We start from the raw sequence: 14,607 nt of genomic DNA, 5'->3' as shown, positions 1-14,607 counted from the left end.
AGGTCAGGCTTGTGAGCAACTACGATCTCATCATCCGGAGCGGCACGGTGGCGACTGCCGCGGAAGTTTTCCAGGCGGATATCGGCATTAAAGACGGCAAGATTGTCCAGATCGGGCAGAGCCTGTCGGGTGCTGCGCGCCCGATCGACGCCTCGGGCGGATGCGGACATCGCGATCTGGGATCCAGCCATCGAACGGACCATCCGTCATGCGGAACTGCATGATGGCGCAGACTATTCGCTCTACGAGGGGATCGAGATCACCCTCTACGAGGGGATCGAGATCACCGGCTGGCCGATAACGACAATTGTCGCCGGAAAGCCTGTCGTCGAAAACGGCGTCCAGGTGGGTACCAAGGGCCACGGCCAATATCGGAAAGCCGCGGCGAGACAAATCAACAAGCAGTCAAATCTAACAAGAGCGACATCATGAAACTGAAAATTACAGCAGGGCCATTCATCTTCGACGCTGTCCTGGAAACTGCCAGAGCGCCCAAAACCTGTGAAGCATTCATCAAGCAGATGCCGTTCGATGGTAAAATCGTGCACGTTCGCTGGTCTGGCGAGGGCGTTTGGATCCCGCTTGGCGACCATGATTTCGGCGTCGGTTATGAGAACCATACGAGCCATCCTGCCCCCGGTCATATCATCCTTTACCCGGGAGGCATTAGCGAAACGGAAATCCTGCTTGCCTACGGAGGCGTCGATTTTTCATCGAAAATGGGCCAACTGGCTGGCAATCATTTCATCACAATCACCTCCAATCTCGAGCAACTCGCCGAAATTGGGCGCCTCACGCTGTGGGAAGGCGCGCAATCCATTCGATTTGAGGCAGTATCCTAGAGCATGATGCCGAAAAGTGTGGGCGGTTTTCGGCTGAGATCATGCTCTAACTATATAATTTACAACAGGATTCAGATTTTAGGCCGACCCGGCCTAAAATCATCCTGTTCTAGGCGCAATAGCGCGAGGCGACAGGGTTGACGCCGGCGTGCCGGCACCGCCTGACGCTGCGGTTGGCACGTTTCCTGCATTCTAGTCTTCGAGATTTCCAAATGGTGGACGAGGCCCGAAATGTCTTTTGATTTTGACTTCGAACTTGCGAAAAGAGCGGCGCAAGAATTGCCTCCGTCGCAGAAGCAGCCCAAAACGCGTAAGATGTCTCTTCTGCAGAGGCTCATGGCTTCGCCGCCCATTCCTCCTCGCCCGTCTCTCAGCATTCTGCGCCCATATAGAGGTGGTGATGCGCAATGACGCTGTGATACCCCTGTCGAGCAGGTAAGGCGGTGCTGTGCCGACGGTCCTATTCCCGTCGAGGCGGCGTCATTTCTACAGATGCGGTGCGTGCGACACTTGACGAACTGTGTCGCCGGGATAGTCCATTGGAACGCGCCCGTTGCCCCGTTCCAATAGGCCGGCAGCCTCTGCTCCCAGCGACTTCAATAGCGCGCATCTTCAAGGCCACAGAAAGGGTCTACCGGGTTGGTGCCGAGGAAGGGCTTGCGACCGAGCATACAATCAACGACGGCTTCCTGGACGCTGTCCATGGTGGAGTACGCATTGATATAGGCCGGTACGCGCGGCGCATCGTAAAGGTGATAGGGATGCCCAAATGAGATCATTACGGAGGGAATATTCGTCCAGGGTCGGTACATGGCCTTGAAAAGGCTTCCACCTCCCATCCTATGCCAGTCGATGAATATCCGGCCTCGTACGAGCAGCGACTCGTCGCCTAGCGCGTAGAGGACGAGGTCGAAGTCGTCGGGGGTCGGCACGATGTCCGGTCGGTCGATCGTGATTTCGAAACCTTCCTTCCGCAACAGCGCGGGCAACAGGAATTCCAGTGGCTGCGGCATGAGCGGATGAATGATGCCGCCGTCGACCAGCAGCACGCGCTTTGTTTTCGCCGGATCGAGCGGAAAGATACCATTGACGTCCTTCACAAGCGTAGGCGAGCGGCCGATGTATTCCCTTGATGCAGCGACATTGTCTGGATGCGCAAGCAGATGGCGCGCTTCCGCCGCATCGGGGAGGACGTCTGACGGTTGAAAAAGTTTGAGATGCGCCTTGAGCGCCAGCACGCGAAGAACCGCTTCCTCAAGTCGCTCCTGAGTAATTCGCCCATCTTCGACGGCAGCCTTGACCGCCGCCATATCCTCCTCAGGTGCATCGCTGAAGAGGATCATGTCGCAGCCATTCGCGATGATATCAGGCAGCGTATCGAGGTGATGGCCCCAGGCGGACAGCCCTCCCATGGGTGTCGCGTCAGAGACGATGATGCCATTGAAGCCGAGTTCGTCTCGGAGAAGATCAACGTTCAGTAACCGTGAAACCGAGGCCGGTCGGAAGGCTTCAAGCCCGGCATCTGGCATCTTCGATCGAATATAGGCCGGAAGGGAAATGTGCCCGCTCATTATTGCCAACACGCCTTCGGTGATCAGCGTTCCGTAGAGCCGACCGAAGGTTTCCTTCCACTCGTCCATGGAAAGCGGATTGGTCGTCGTAACGAGGTGCTGATCGCGGTCGTCGTATCCCTCGCCCGGCCAGTGCTTTGCGGTAGCGGCAACGCCATTTCGTTGGAGACCGTGAACATGGGCAACCGCGTGCCGCTCAATCTTGTTGACATCGGAGCCGTATGAGCGTGTACCGACAATCGGCGATCGGAACGCGGCATTTATGTCGATGACTGGCGTGAAGGACCAACGCACGCCCATCGCGCGGCCCTCGCGCGCCAGGATTTCCGAACTTTTCTCGGTCGCCTGAACGTCGTCGACGGCGGCAAGACCAAGTTGGCCCAGCACCGGAGTGCCGAAAGCGAAGGAATGACGGCTGCCTTCGAGGTCTGCGCTGATGATGGGCGGGACTTTGCTCTTGGCCACGAGGTCAGAGATGACCCGCCGCTCGAACTCGAGGTCAGCCGTGAAGAAGCGGGTTACGCCGCCCGGCCTTAGTGAAGCAATGCGTTTGAAATCCTCCTCATCCGTCCCGATCATGATCAAGGTGAAGAGTTGGCCGATCTTGTCATCAAGATCGAGCGAGGCATAGGTGTCGTGGAGCCAGGATATCGCAGCGTCGTCGAGGTTGAACGGCGCTTTGCGAAGCTCGTCGTAGATCGTCATAAGTTCCCCCGTTGATCAACGCTCTGCGGATAGCCCGTGTGAATATGCACGCTATCCCGTCATAAGCCAGCGCGGTGATGTCAGGCTAAGTTCGTCGGGAACATCTTGGATATCTCGTGCCGAGCGAACCGCCACACCGTCGTCTTCTTGATTTCACTGTCCTCCAGCGCCCGCGTTACCGGCACCTCATAAACCGCGCAGAATTCCAGCCGATCTCTCGGCAGGTAACTGCGTCCGGGATCGCCGACCAGCACCCACTTGCCGTCGGCTGCCAGCTTCGCGAACCAGGGAACGAGCGCGTCGGCGAAAACGCGGTCGTAGAAGACGTCGCCGGCAAGCACGATATCCGCATCGACGGCCTGCCCGATCAGATCGGCGCCGGTAAATCCGAGTGAAACGCCATTGGCCTCGGCATTCAGCCGGACTGCCGTCTCCGCCCAGGGATCGATATCGGCAGCCATGACCTCCCGGGCACCGGCCATCACAGCCGCAATGCCGACAAGGCCGGAACCGCTGGCGAAATCGAGCACGCGCTTGCCGCGCACCGTTTCCGGATGATCGAGAACGTAGCGTGCCAGTCCCTGGCCGCCCGCCCAGGCAAAAGCCCAGAAGGGCGGCGGCAGGCCGATCGCTTCCAGCTCCTCCTCCGTCTTCAACCAGAGCTCATGCGCCTCGCTTGCCAGATGGAGCGAAATCTCCGGCACATGCGGCGGTGGCATCAGGCTGGTATTGGCGCGGATGAAAGCTTGCGGATCGGTCTTCAACGCGGCGGATTGTCCAGTCCGCCCATGCGGCAGACTTCGAGATATTCCTCCTCGGTCACCGGCTGCACCGAAAGCCGCATCGAGGTGACGAGCGCCATCTTGGCGAGCTTCTCGCTCGCCTTGACATCCTTCAGCGTCACCGGCTTCGGCACGTCCATGACGGCGCGGATATCGACGCAATCCCACTTCGGATCGCCCTTGGCGGAAGAATCGGGATGCGACAGGGCGCAGACTTCGACGATGCCGACGATCTCCAGCCCGTCATTGGAATGATAGAAGAAGCCTTTGTCGCCGATCTGCATCGCCCGCATGTTGTTGCGCGCCAGATAGTTGCGGACGCCAGTCCATTCTGTGCCCTTTTCGCCGGCAGCCTTCTGCTGCTCCCAGGACCAGGATGCGGGTTCGGATTTATAGAGCCAATGCGCCATGCTCACGCCTCCGGTTTGTTGAAGACCCAGTTGTAGGCCTTGACGTCGACGCTTTCGAATAGTCCGGCCTTGGCATAGGGATCGGCATCGGCAAGCGAACGCGCCGCCTCTTTCGATTCCGCTTCGACGATGATCAGGCTGCCGCAGGGCTTGCCGTCGTCATCGAGAAACGGGCCGGCGATCTTCAGCGTGCCCTCGGCATTCAGCTTGTTCAGATATTCGATATGCGTCGGACGCGTATCCATGCGCACGTTCAGATGTCCCGGTTTGTCCTTGCAGAGAAGGGCGAAAAGCATGTCTGTCTCCTATTCGGTGGTGATCGGACGCGTCATCAGCTGCTCTATCGCCTCTGATATATCGAGCTTGCCGTCGATGATGGCGGAAATGGCATCGGTGATCGGCATGCTGACCTTCAATTCCGCCGCAAGCCGCGAGGCGACGGAGGCGGCAAACGCGCCTTCCACCAGCGCACCCTGCAGGGGGTCGGTCTTTTCGCCGCGCCCGAGCGCGATGCCGAAGCGCAGGTTTCGCGATTGATGGCTCGTTGCCGTCAGCACCAGATCGCCGAGGCCGGAAAGCCCGCGCACCGTGTCCGCCTGCCCGCCCTTGGCGACGACGAAACGCGACATTTCCGCAAGCCCGCGCGCAATCAGCGCCGCGCGCGCGGAATCGCCGATGCCACGGCCTTCGACGATGCCGCAGGCGATCGCCAGCACATTCTTCAGCGCGCCGCCGAGCTGCACGCCGATCCGGTCGTTGGAAGCGTAGAGCCGGAAGGTCCGCCCGGAAATCGCCTGAGCGAGCCGCTCCGCAACTTCCATGTCGGCTGCAGCAATCGCCATCGCCGTCGGCAGGCCTTTGGCGATATCAGCGGCAAAACCCGGACCGGAGAGCACGGCGACGGAATGGTCCGGCAGTTCCCGTTCCAGCATGTCGGTCAGAAGATTGCCGGTCGCCCGTTCGATACCCTTGGCACAGGTGACGACGACAGCATCCCTGGAAAGATAAGGTCCGTATTGCCGCGCCGCATCGGCCTGCGCCTGCGACGGCATTGCAAACAGCACGATGGAGGCACCAGTGATCGCATCCGCCTCGGCAGAAAATTCCAGCGTATCGGGCAGGAGAATGCCGGGCAGTACCGCATCATGCAGCCGTTCGGCCTTCAGATCGGCAATCAGTGACGGATCGCGCCCGACGAGTGTCACGGCGCTGCGGCCGGCAAGCGCGATGACCGCGGCAAGCGCCGTGCCGAAAGCCCCCGATCCGACGACGGCGATGTTTTCGCTCATGCCTTGGCCCCTCGTTTTCCGAAACCGATCAGCGTTTCCGCATTGGAATCGAGCGGCCAGCGCGAGCGCGGCTGCACGTCGAGCGCATCGGGTGCGGCGCCGGTCGCCATCCGTTCCAGTCCCGCCCAGGCGATCATCACGGCATTGTCGGTGCAGAGCCTGAGCGGCGGCGCGACGAAGCGGAAACCATTCTTGTCACACAGCGCCTGCAGCGTGCCGCGCAGTTCGAGATTGGCGGCGACACCGCCGGCAACGACGAGCGCCGGCTTTTCGCCAGTCGCTGGGAATGTCGCTGGAAATTCCGTCTTGAATCGCTTCAGGCCGCGGCCGATACGGTCCTTCAGCGTCCGCGAAACCGCCTTCTGGAACGAGGCGCAGATATCCGCGACGTCCTGATCGCTGAGCGGCGCAATATCCTGCGCCGCCTGCCGTACCGCCGTCTTCAGGCCGGAGAAGGAGAAATCGAGCCTCGCCTCGCCGACCAGCGGCCGCGGAAAGTCGAAGCGATCGGGATTGCCGGCCTGCGCCATCCGCTCCACCGCCGGGCCGCCGGGATAGGGCAGGCCGAGCAGCTTTGCCGTCTTGTCGAAGGCTTCGCCGAGCGCATCGTCGATCGTCGTGCCCCAGCGTTCGTATTGCCCGACACCACGCACCAGGATGAGCTGGGTATGGCCGCCGGAGACGAGCAGCATCAGATAGGGAAAGGACAGCCCGTCCGTCAGCCGCGCCGTCAACGCATGGCCCTCGAGATGGTTGATCGCATAGAGCGGCTTGCCGGCGGCTCTGGCGATCGCCTTGCCGGTCATCAACCCGACCAGCAGCCCGCCGATCAGCCCCGGCCCCGACGTGGCGGCGATGGCGTCGACATCATCGAGCGACACATTGGCGCGCTTCAGCGCTTCCTCGATCAGCTCGTCCAGCGCTTCGACATGGGCGCGTGCGGCAATCTCTGGCACCACGCCGCCATAGGCGCTATGTTCGTCGAGCTGGGAAAGCACCACGTCCGACAGCACGTTGGAATGCCCCTCCGCATCGCGCTCGACGACCGCGGCGGCGGTCTCGTCGCAGCTCGTTTCGATGCCAAGGATGCGCAGAAAGGGAACCATGAAGCCTGTTCGTTGATTGCGATGGGATGGAAACCCGTTTACGAGAACTCCGGTAACAACGGAATAGAACGGATGCAAACAAAACCTTTCCGGATCGGCACACGAGGCAGCCCGCTGGCGCTTGCCCAGGCGCATGAAGCCCGCGACAGGCTGATGGCGGCGCATCATCTGCCCGAGGACATGTTCGAGATCGTCGTGCTGACGACCAAGGGCGACCGCATCACCGACCGGTCGCTGGCCGAGATCGGCGGCAAGGGCCTGTTCACCGAGGAGCTCGAACAGAAGCTTGCCGCCGGCGAGCTCGATTTCGCCGTGCATTCCGCCAAGGATATGGCAACGAAGCTGCCCGAGGAGCTTTATCTCTCCGCCTATCTGCCGCGCGAGGACATCCGCGACGCCGTCATCGGCCGTACCGCGCGCAAACTGATCGACCTGCCGCATGGCGCCACCGTCGGCTCCTCGTCGCTCCGTCGCCAGGCGCTGATCCGCCGCATGCGGCCTGACATCAACGTCATCACCTTCCGCGGCCTGGTCGAAACGCGCCTGCGCAAGCTCGAAGAGGGCGAGGTGGATGCGACCCTGCTGGCGCTTGCCGGCCTGAAACGGCTCGGCAAGGTCGACGTGCTGACCGATATCCTCGATCCCGACACCTTCCCGCCAGCGCCGGCGCAGGGGGCGATCTGCATCGAAAGCCGTATCGGCGATGCCAGGGTCGACGACCTGCTGGCGCCAGTTAACGATGGCCCGACCTTCGACACCGTCTCCTGCGAACGCGCCTTCCTTGCGGCACTCGACGGCTCCTGCCGCACGCCGATCGGCGGTTATGCCGTCTGCGAAGGCGACCTGATCCGGTTCTCCGGCCTCATCATCACCCCCGACGGCCGCAGCCAGCATGCGGTGACGACCGACGGCCACCGCCGCGATGCGGCAGCGCTCGGTACCCGTGCCGGCCAGGACGTGCGCGCCAGAGCCGGCAGCGCCTTTTTCGACGACTGGCACTGAAGCGGCCATGCGTGTGCTCGTCACCCGCCCCGCGCATTCGGCAACTAGAACCGCACAACGTCTGCGCGATATGGGCCACGAGCCGCTACTGCTGCCGCTGCGTCGGCCGCTGCACGACGGCAATGCCGCCGCAGATGCGCTTGCAACCACCAGCGGCGCAATCGCGGTGACCAGCGCCGAAGCCATCAGGGTCCTCTCCGCATTCGGCGAGCAACTTCACCCGCATCTTGCCCGCCCGCTTTTTGCGGTGGGCGAAACGACGGCCGAAGAAGCGCGCAGCCTCGGTTTCCGATCCGTCGCCTCATCCCGGGGCAACGGCGGCGATCTCGCCGATCTCGTCGCGGCAGAGAAACCGGGCACGCTGCTCTACCTCGCTGGCACCCCGCGTGCCGAAACTTTTGAAGGAAGATTGCGCGAGCTCGGCATCCATTTTTCCGTCGCCGAATGTTATCGTATGCAACCAGTCGTCCCCAGCCCGGCCGAGATCGAAGCGATTTTCTCCGGCCCTCACCCTGAGGCTATTCTCTTCTATTCCCGGCAGACCGCCGAGGATTTCTTTCGCGTGCCGGAACTGCGATCGGCCGTGCCGGAACACAGCGGGATCCGCCTTCTCTGCCTCAGCGAGGCGGTGGCGGAGGCCGTTCCGGCGGCACTCCGAAAAAACGTAGTAATTTCACCGATGCCGGATGAGAAAAGCCTTTTGTCGCTGCTTTGAAGGCTTTAGCTGCCCAAATTTGATCTAACCTCTTCCCTTAACTGGCATCACTGTCTAGTTTCGTTGCAATGCAGGATAAAGAGGACCTCATGGTATCGGGAAACCCGCCACGCCATTCGAAGAGCGCCGACGAGCCGGTCACGATCGACCTCGATGCACGGGAATTCGCCACTGCAGCCGATACCGAAAAGCCGGTAGAGAACCCAGCCGGTGATGCCGACGGCACCGCCGCCGCGGATGACGGCCTGCCGCCCGAAACCGAAGCTGCGTCGCATGCCGAACGTGAAGACGAGCTTGGAACGGATGTGCCGGAAGAGGAACCTGTAGCCCCGCAACCTTCCTTTACCCCTCCTGAACAGTCCGCGCCGAAGAGCGCCGGCACCTCCGGTCTGATTGCGGCCGGCATCTTCGGCGGCCTCGTGGCGCTGCTTGGCGCCGGCGCCATCCAGTATGCGGGTTACCTCCCGGGCTCGTCTGCGCCGCAGACGACCTCGCCGGAGACAGCCAATCTTGCCGGTGAGATCGACGGCCTGAAACAGGCCGTCGCCAACCTTGCCGCCAATCCGGCGAGCACGGATGACGGTGAGCTTGCGAAGCGCGTCGCTGCACTGGAAACGGCTGCGAAGGCCCCCGCAGTCGCCGCACCAGCCGATTCTGCTAACGTCGAGGCACTCAACCAGAAGATTGCGGAACTGACCGGTCAGCTCGACCAGCTGCGCGCCACACTTGCCCAGTCATCCGAGCAGCAGACGACGAACGGCGCCGATATCGCCAAGCGCCTCGAAGAGGCCGAAAAGAAGCTGAACGAGCCGCGCGAGGACGTCGCCGTTGCCCGGGCGATCGCCGCTGCCGCGCTGAAGGCGGCGATCGATCGCGGTGGCCCGTTCCTGGCCGAACTCGACACCTTCGCCGGCGTTGCCCCTGACGATCCGGCCGTCGCCGACCTTAAAGCGTTTGCCGAGACCGGCATCCCCTCCCGCACCGAGTTGGTGGGCGAGGTTCCCGATGTCGCCACCGCCATCGTCGAAGCCGTCAACCAGCCGGACCCGAACCAGAGCTGGTCGGACCGGCTGATGTCGAGCGCCAAGTCACTGGTGTCGGTCCGACCCGTCGGCAATATCGAGGGCGAAAGCGTCGAGGCCATCGCCGCCCGCATGGAGGAGAAGGTGAAGAGCGGCGACCTGCCCGGCGCTTCCGCCGAATGGAACAGCCTGCCCGCCCTCGGCAAACAGGCGTCCGCTGCCTTCAAGCAATCGCTTGAAGCGCGCATCCGCGTCGAGGAACTGGTCGGCGGCGCGCTGTCGAAAGCGGTCTCCGGCACCGGTAAGGAGGGATGAGACCATGCTGATCCGCCTTGTCGTCTTCGCCCTCTTCGTGCTGCTTCTTGCCTATGGCTTCTCCTGGCTCGCCGATCGTCCTGGTGACCTCTCGCTGATCTGGGAGGGCCAGATCTACCAGACGAAGCTGATCGTCGCCGCCAGCGCGATCATCGCCCTCGTCGCCGCCGTGATGATCGCCTGGTGGTTCGTCCGCCTGGTCTGGACTTCGCCGCATTCGGTGACGCGTTATTTCCGCGCCCGCAAGCGGGACCGTGGTTATCAGGCGCTGTCGACCGGCCTGATCGCCGCCGGCGCCGGCAACGCGCTGCTTGCCCGCAAGATGGCCGCCCGCTCGCGCGGCCTGATCCGCGCCGATCAGGAACCGCTGATCAACCTGCTCGAGGCCCAGGCCGCCCTGATCGAAGGCCGCCATGATGAGGCGCGCGCCAAGTTCGAGGCCATGGCCAACGATCCCGAGACGCGCGAACTCGGTCTGCGCGGCCTCTATCTGGAAGCCCGCCGTCTCGGGGCCAATGAGGCCGCCCGCCAATATGCCGAAAAGGCCGCCGACAACGCGCCCTATCTTCCCTGGGCCGCACAGGCGACGCTCGAATATCGCAGCCAGGCCGGCCGCTGGGATGATGCGATCCGCCTGCTCGAACAACAAAAGGCCGCCCGCGTCGTCGAAAAGGCCGAAGCCAACCGTCTGCACGCAGTCCTCCTGACGGCGCGCGCCGGCGAGAAGCTGGAAAGCAACCCGACAGGTGCCCGCGACGACGCTCTGCAGGCGCTGAAGCTTGCCGCCGATTTCATTCCGGCAGCCCTCATCGCCGCAAAGGCGCTGTTTCGCGAAGGCGGCGTGCGCAAGGCCGCCTCGATCCTCGAACAGGCATGGAAATCGGCCCCTCATCCTGAGATCGGACAAGCCTATGTCCGGGCCCGCAGCGGCGATTCCACGCTCGACCGGCTGAAGCGCGCCGAGCGACTGGAGGGGCAGCGCCCGAACAACGTCGAATCCCTTCTCGTTGTCGCCCAGGCAGCCCTTGATGCGCAGGAATTCGCCAAGGCTCGCGCCAAGGCGGAAGCGGCGGCGCGCATGCAGCCGCGTGAAGCCGCCTACCTGCTTTTGGCCGACATCGAAGAAGCCGAGACCGGAGACCAGGGCCGCGTGCGCCACTGGCTGGCCCAGGCGCTCAAGGCGCCGCGCGATCCGGCCTGGGTGGCTGACGGCTTCGTATCCGACAAGTGGCTGCCGGTGTCGCCGGTGACCGGCCGTCTCGACGCCTTCGAATGGAAGGCGCCCTTCGGCCAGATCGAGGGTGCACTCGAAGACGGTTCGGCGCCAGCCTCGATCGAAACGGCTTTGAAGACATTGCCGCCACTGCGTGACGTTAAGCCGGAAAGCCCGGTCAACGACCATCGCATCATTGAGCTGGAACGCGCCGCGACGATTGCCGAAGCTGTGCGCCCCACGCCGGCACCGGCACCAGCACCGACATCGGCAAAACCGAAACCCGTCGAACCGGCCGTGAGCGACAAAGCGCCGGCGCCAAGCGAGGCGAAACCTTTCTTTGGCGGACTGCCGGATGATCCCGGCGTTCGCGATCCCAGGGTGGAACCGGAACCCAAGACACGGCTCCGCCTTTTTTGAAATGGAACGAAAACCGCATGTTCGAACGCTTTCAGGCATTTTTCCAGAAGCTCACCGCCGACAACCCGAAGAAAGGTTTTGCCCCTGACGATCCCCGCATCGCAGTGGCAGCGCTCTGCATGCAGGTCATGGAGGCCGACGGCCAGATCAAAGCCAGCGAGAAGAAACGGCTGCGCAAGCTCCTGAAGGAGCAGTATGCGCTCGACGGCAAGCAGCTCGATGCTCTGATGGCCGCCGGCCTCGAGGCCGAAAGCTCCGCCGTCGACTATTATCGCTTTACCGCCGACCTGAAACGCCATCTCAATACCGAGCAACGGCTGGAGCTGATCGGCATCCTCTGGGACATCGTCTATGCCGATGGCGAACGCAGCGAGATGGAAGACCATGTGATCTGGCGTATTGCCGATCTGCTCGGCGTCTCCTCGCGCGAGCGCATCCAGAAACGGCAGGAGGCCGCCGCCAGGGTGACAGATGTCCAGGTTGCGCAAGATGATGCCGACTGAGCAAAACTTAAACCGCGACGGGCGCCCGATCCTCATCGTCCTGCATCAGGAGCGATCGAGCCCCGGCCGTGTCGGCCAATTGCTCGTCGAAAAGGGCTACCGCCTCGATATCCGTCGCCCGGTTCTCGGCCAGCCGCTTCCGACAACACTGAAAGACCATGCCGGCGCCGTCGTCTTCGGCGGGCCGATGAGCGCCAATGATCCCGATGACTTCGTCAAGAAGGAGATCGACTGGATCGACATTCCGCTGCGGGAAAAGCGCCCCTATCTCGGTATCTGCCTCGGCGCGCAGATGCTGGTCCGTCATCTCGGTGGCAAGGTGCAGTCGAATGCCGACGGCTCGACGGAGATCGGCTGGTATCCGCTGCACCCGACCGAGAAGGGTCGCCTGCTGATGCACTGGCCGAAGATGGTCTACCATTTCCACCGCGAGGGCTTCGAGCTGCCGCGCGGCGCCGACCTGCTGGCGGAAGGCGATGCCTATCCGAACCAGGCCTTTCGCTACGACGGCAACGCCTGGGGCCTGCAATTCCACGCCGAACTGACCCGGGTGATGATGCATCGCTGGGTCGTGCATGGCGCCCATCGCTTCATCCTGCCGAACGCCCAGCAGGGCCGCGAACATCTCGAAGGCCGCATGCTCTTCGACGCGCCGCTGAAAGCCTGGCTGACCGAATTTCTCGACATCGTCTTCGAGGGAAAGACGGCGAAGGCAGCGTCCTCTATCGCTCTTCGCGCCTAAAGCAATTCCAGGAAAAGTGCGAAGCGGTTTTCCGTCCGGAATTGTGACAAAACAAAGGTTAGAATAAAGCGCGTCGCGCTTAGAGCCTTTCCTTAAACCGATTCCGACGATGCGCTGGGCGCGTCGAGCGTGTCGATCCGGCGCAGTTTGGGGAAACTCGACGCCCAGATCGCCGCCACGACAAGCGTCCCGACCCCGCCGATGACGACCGCCGGCACCGCGCCGAAGATCGCCGCCATCGTGCCCGCCCTGAATTCCCCGAGTTCGTTCGAAGCGCCGACGAAGACCATATTGACCGCATTGACGCGGCCGCGCAGCTGATCCGGCGTCCAGAGCGCAATCAGGCTCTCGCGCACATAGACCGACACCATGTCGGCCGCTCCCATCAGCGCCAGCGCAGCGATCGAGACCTCGGTGTTGGTCGATATGCCGAAGATGATCGTTCCGATGCCGAACAGGGCAACGCCGATGAACATGTAGATGCCGGCGCGATGTCTGAGCGGATAGGCGGCAAGAAAGATCGCCATGACGATGGCGCCAAGTCCCGGTGCGGCGCGCAGCAGTCCGAGGCCCCAGGGACCGAGGGTGAGGATATCGCGTGCGAAGATCGGCATCAGCGCCGTGGCCCCGCCGAGCAGCACGGCGAAGAGATCGAGCGAGATCGCCCCGAGCACCACCTTTTCGGTGCGGATGAAACTGAAGCCGCCGAGGATCATCGCCCAGCTCTTGGTCTCGCCCGTCGTCTTCTGCACCGGTTTCGGGATCATGTAGAGAAGGGCGGCACCGAGCACGGAAAAGATCACCGCCACCGTATAGGCAGTCGGCGCACTGACACCGTAGAGCAGGCCGCCGAACACCGGCCCGGTGATTGCCGCGAGCTGCCAGGACGACGAATTCCAGGCGATCGCATTGGAGAGTGCCTCCTCCGGCACCAGATTGGGCGCCAGCGACTGCACTGCCGGCGACATGAAGGCGCGCTCGATGCCGAAGATCAAAAGCACCGCGAAGACAGGCAGCGGCGTGAAGCTTCCCATCAACGTCATGACGAGCAGCGCCAGCGTGCAGAGCGCGCTCACCAGCGAGCAGAGGGAGGCGATCGCCCGGCGATTGTACCGGTCGGCCACCGAACCGGTGACGAGGATGAGCAGCAGCGACGGCAGGAACTGCACGAGACCGATCAAGCCGAGATAGATCGCACTGCCCGTCTGGTCGTACATCTGCCAGCCGACCGCGACGCTGACGATCTGCTGCGAGAAGGAAAGCAGGAAGCGCGCGAAGAAGAACCGCGTGTAGGACGAATGCCGGAACGCGGCAAAACGGTCTCCGGTGGGCGAAAACGACATGGATGTTTTCCGAGGAGACGGGCGCCGGAAGAGCTGCAAAGCCGCCCGTTAAACATGATTCACCGTGCGTTTCCACACGGCACTTGCCCGTTTAGTCGCCAATGTCTACATGTCTGTCAACAACGAATTGGAGACGATGATGTTTGCGCTGTTTCAAACCATTGATTTGGCTTTGAATATTTACACCTGGATCCTGATTGCCAGTGCCATTTTTTCCTGGCTCTATGCTTTTAATGTTATCAATTCCAGCAATCAGTTCGTCAATTCGGTCGGCACATTCCTCTATAATGTCACCGAACCGGTGCTGAAGCCGATCCGCCGCCTGCTGCCGAACCTTGGCGGCATCGATATTTCGCCGATCATCCTGCTGCTGATCATCTTCTTCCTGCGCACCCTGCTTTGGACCACGCTGTACCCGCTGGTCGCTTGAGCCGTCCCTGGAGCCTTTTCGATGACCATCTGCGCCTCGCCGTCCGGTTGACGCCGAATGGCGGGCGTGATGCTCTCGACGGCGTTGAGGCTGACGGCGAGGGCGAAGCTTTCCTGAAGGCACGCGTCACTGCCGTGCCCGAGAAAGGCAAGGCCAACAAGGCGCTCATCCTTTTGATCGCAAGATCCCTGCGCATT

18 protein-coding genes are annotated in these 14,607 nt (G+C 62.3%); 11 read left to right on the top strand and 7 right to left on the bottom strand.

Features of this window, described 5'->3' with window-relative positions:
• Positions 1 to 11 precede the first annotated feature (11 nt).
• From HX899_RS35575 to HX899_RS14825, 3 genes are read left to right on the top strand one after another with little or no spacing between them, the layout of a single operon-like run.
• Positions 12 to 224, top strand: a complete 213-nt coding sequence (locus HX899_RS35575) for a hypothetical protein (RefSeq protein ID WP_348647914.1) — start codon at positions 12 to 14, stop codon at positions 222 to 224.
• A complete protein-coding gene (locus HX899_RS14830) occupies positions 130 to 432 on the top strand; it encodes a hypothetical protein (RefSeq protein WP_246697107.1) in 303 nt (100 codons plus the stop codon). Before HX899_RS35575 ends, HX899_RS14830 begins: the two co-directional genes overlap by 95 nt.
• Positions 429 to 842 (top strand): DUF3830 family protein, encoded by a 414-nt coding sequence (locus HX899_RS14825; RefSeq protein WP_138331806.1) that lies wholly within the window; start codon positions 429 to 431, stop codon positions 840 to 842. Before HX899_RS14830 ends, HX899_RS14825 begins: the two co-directional genes overlap by 4 nt.
• Positions 843 to 1,438: 596 nt before the next feature.
• On the opposite strand, the gene HX899_RS14820 is transcribed toward HX899_RS14825, so the two are convergent.
• The 6 genes from HX899_RS14820 to tsaD form a co-directional block, all read right to left on the bottom strand.
• Positions 1,439 to 3,118, bottom strand: coding sequence for a glycoside hydrolase family 3 protein (locus tag HX899_RS14820; protein ID WP_180194849.1), 1,680 nt, complete (start codon positions 3,116 to 3,118; stop codon positions 1,439 to 1,441).
• A gap of 80 nt (positions 3,119 to 3,198) precedes the next feature.
• Entirely contained in the window at positions 3,199 to 3,882 is a 684-nt protein-coding gene (locus HX899_RS14815; RefSeq protein WP_180194850.1) for a methyltransferase, read from the bottom strand.
• Positions 3,879 to 4,310: an EVE domain-containing protein gene (locus HX899_RS14810; RefSeq protein ID WP_003543603.1), complete on the bottom strand. Its 432-nt coding sequence runs from the start codon at positions 4,308 to 4,310 to the stop codon at positions 3,879 to 3,881. The genes HX899_RS14815 and HX899_RS14810 overlap by 4 nt, the downstream gene beginning before the upstream one ends.
• A gap of 2 nt (positions 4,311 to 4,312) precedes the next feature.
• Positions 4,313 to 4,606: a YciI-like protein gene (locus HX899_RS14805; protein WP_138331809.1), complete on the bottom strand. Its 294-nt coding sequence runs from the start codon at positions 4,604 to 4,606 to the stop codon at positions 4,313 to 4,315.
• A gap of 9 nt (positions 4,607 to 4,615) precedes the next feature.
• On the bottom strand, positions 4,616 to 5,599 hold the full coding sequence (locus HX899_RS14800) for an NAD(P)H-dependent glycerol-3-phosphate dehydrogenase (RefSeq protein WP_181292739.1): 984 nt from the start codon (positions 5,597 to 5,599) through the stop codon (positions 4,616 to 4,618).
• The gene (gene tsaD, locus HX899_RS14795; protein WP_181292738.1) at positions 5,596 to 6,705 is read right to left on the bottom strand and encodes a tRNA (adenosine(37)-N6)-threonylcarbamoyltransferase complex transferase subunit TsaD; all 1,110 of its coding nucleotides are present in this window, start codon (positions 6,703 to 6,705) and stop codon (positions 5,596 to 5,598) included. The genes HX899_RS14800 and tsaD overlap by 4 nt, the downstream gene beginning before the upstream one ends.
• A 72-nt stretch (positions 6,706 to 6,777) precedes the next feature.
• Here tsaD and hemC point away from each other — a divergent pair, with 72 nt between their 5' ends.
• The 6 genes from hemC (at position 6,778) to HX899_RS14765 (ending at position 12,637) form a co-directional block, all read left to right on the top strand.
• Positions 6,778 to 7,707, top strand: a complete 930-nt coding sequence (gene hemC, locus HX899_RS14790) for a hydroxymethylbilane synthase (protein ID WP_181292737.1) — start codon at positions 6,778 to 6,780, stop codon at positions 7,705 to 7,707.
• Between the two features lie 7 nt (positions 7,708 to 7,714).
• Positions 7,715 to 8,422: a uroporphyrinogen-III synthase gene (locus HX899_RS14785; protein WP_181292736.1), complete on the top strand. Its 708-nt coding sequence runs from the start codon at positions 7,715 to 7,717 to the stop codon at positions 8,420 to 8,422.
• Positions 8,423 to 8,490: 68 nt separating this feature from the next.
• Positions 8,491 to 9,759 carry a COG4223 family protein gene (locus HX899_RS14780; RefSeq protein ID WP_181292735.1) on the top strand — a complete coding sequence of 423 codons (1,269 nt, stop codon included), beginning with the start codon at positions 8,491 to 8,493 and terminating at the stop codon, positions 9,757 to 9,759.
• A 4-nt stretch (positions 9,760 to 9,763) separates the two neighbouring features.
• Positions 9,764 to 11,392, top strand: a complete 1,629-nt coding sequence (locus HX899_RS14775; protein ID WP_181292734.1) for a heme biosynthesis protein HemY — start codon at positions 9,764 to 9,766, stop codon at positions 11,390 to 11,392.
• 17 nt (positions 11,393 to 11,409) lie between these two features.
• Entirely contained in the window at positions 11,410 to 11,895 is a 486-nt protein-coding gene (locus tag HX899_RS14770; protein ID WP_062941301.1) for a TerB family tellurite resistance protein, read from the top strand.
• On the top strand, positions 11,864 to 12,637 hold the full coding sequence (locus HX899_RS14765; RefSeq protein ID WP_181292733.1) for a glutamine amidotransferase: 774 nt from the start codon (positions 11,864 to 11,866) through the stop codon (positions 12,635 to 12,637). The genes HX899_RS14770 and HX899_RS14765 overlap by 32 nt, the downstream gene beginning before the upstream one ends.
• A 92-nt stretch (positions 12,638 to 12,729) precedes the next feature.
• Here the strand turns inward: HX899_RS14765 and HX899_RS14760 are convergent, their stop codons facing one another.
• Positions 12,730 to 13,980 (bottom strand): MFS transporter, encoded by a 1,251-nt coding sequence (locus tag HX899_RS14760; RefSeq protein WP_180194856.1) that lies wholly within the window; start codon positions 13,978 to 13,980, stop codon positions 12,730 to 12,732.
• Positions 13,981 to 14,119: 139 nt separating this feature from the next.
• On the opposite strand from HX899_RS14760, the gene HX899_RS14755 reads away from it, so the two are divergent.
• The gene (locus HX899_RS14755; protein WP_018448228.1) at positions 14,120 to 14,410 is read left to right on the top strand and encodes a YggT family protein; all 291 of its coding nucleotides are present in this window, start codon (positions 14,120 to 14,122) and stop codon (positions 14,408 to 14,410) included.
• The coding region (locus HX899_RS14750; protein WP_181292732.1) for a DUF167 family protein at positions 14,407 to 14,607 on the top strand (201 nt) is incomplete at its 3' end. The genes HX899_RS14755 and HX899_RS14750, both read left to right, overlap by 4 nt.

This window comes from Rhizobium sp. WYCCWR 11146, assembly GCF_013591995.1.
In the GTDB taxonomy this organism is placed as follows: domain Bacteria; phylum Pseudomonadota; class Alphaproteobacteria; order Rhizobiales; family Rhizobiaceae; genus Rhizobium; species Rhizobium indicum.
This window is presented reverse-complemented; position numbering and strand designations above follow the sequence as displayed.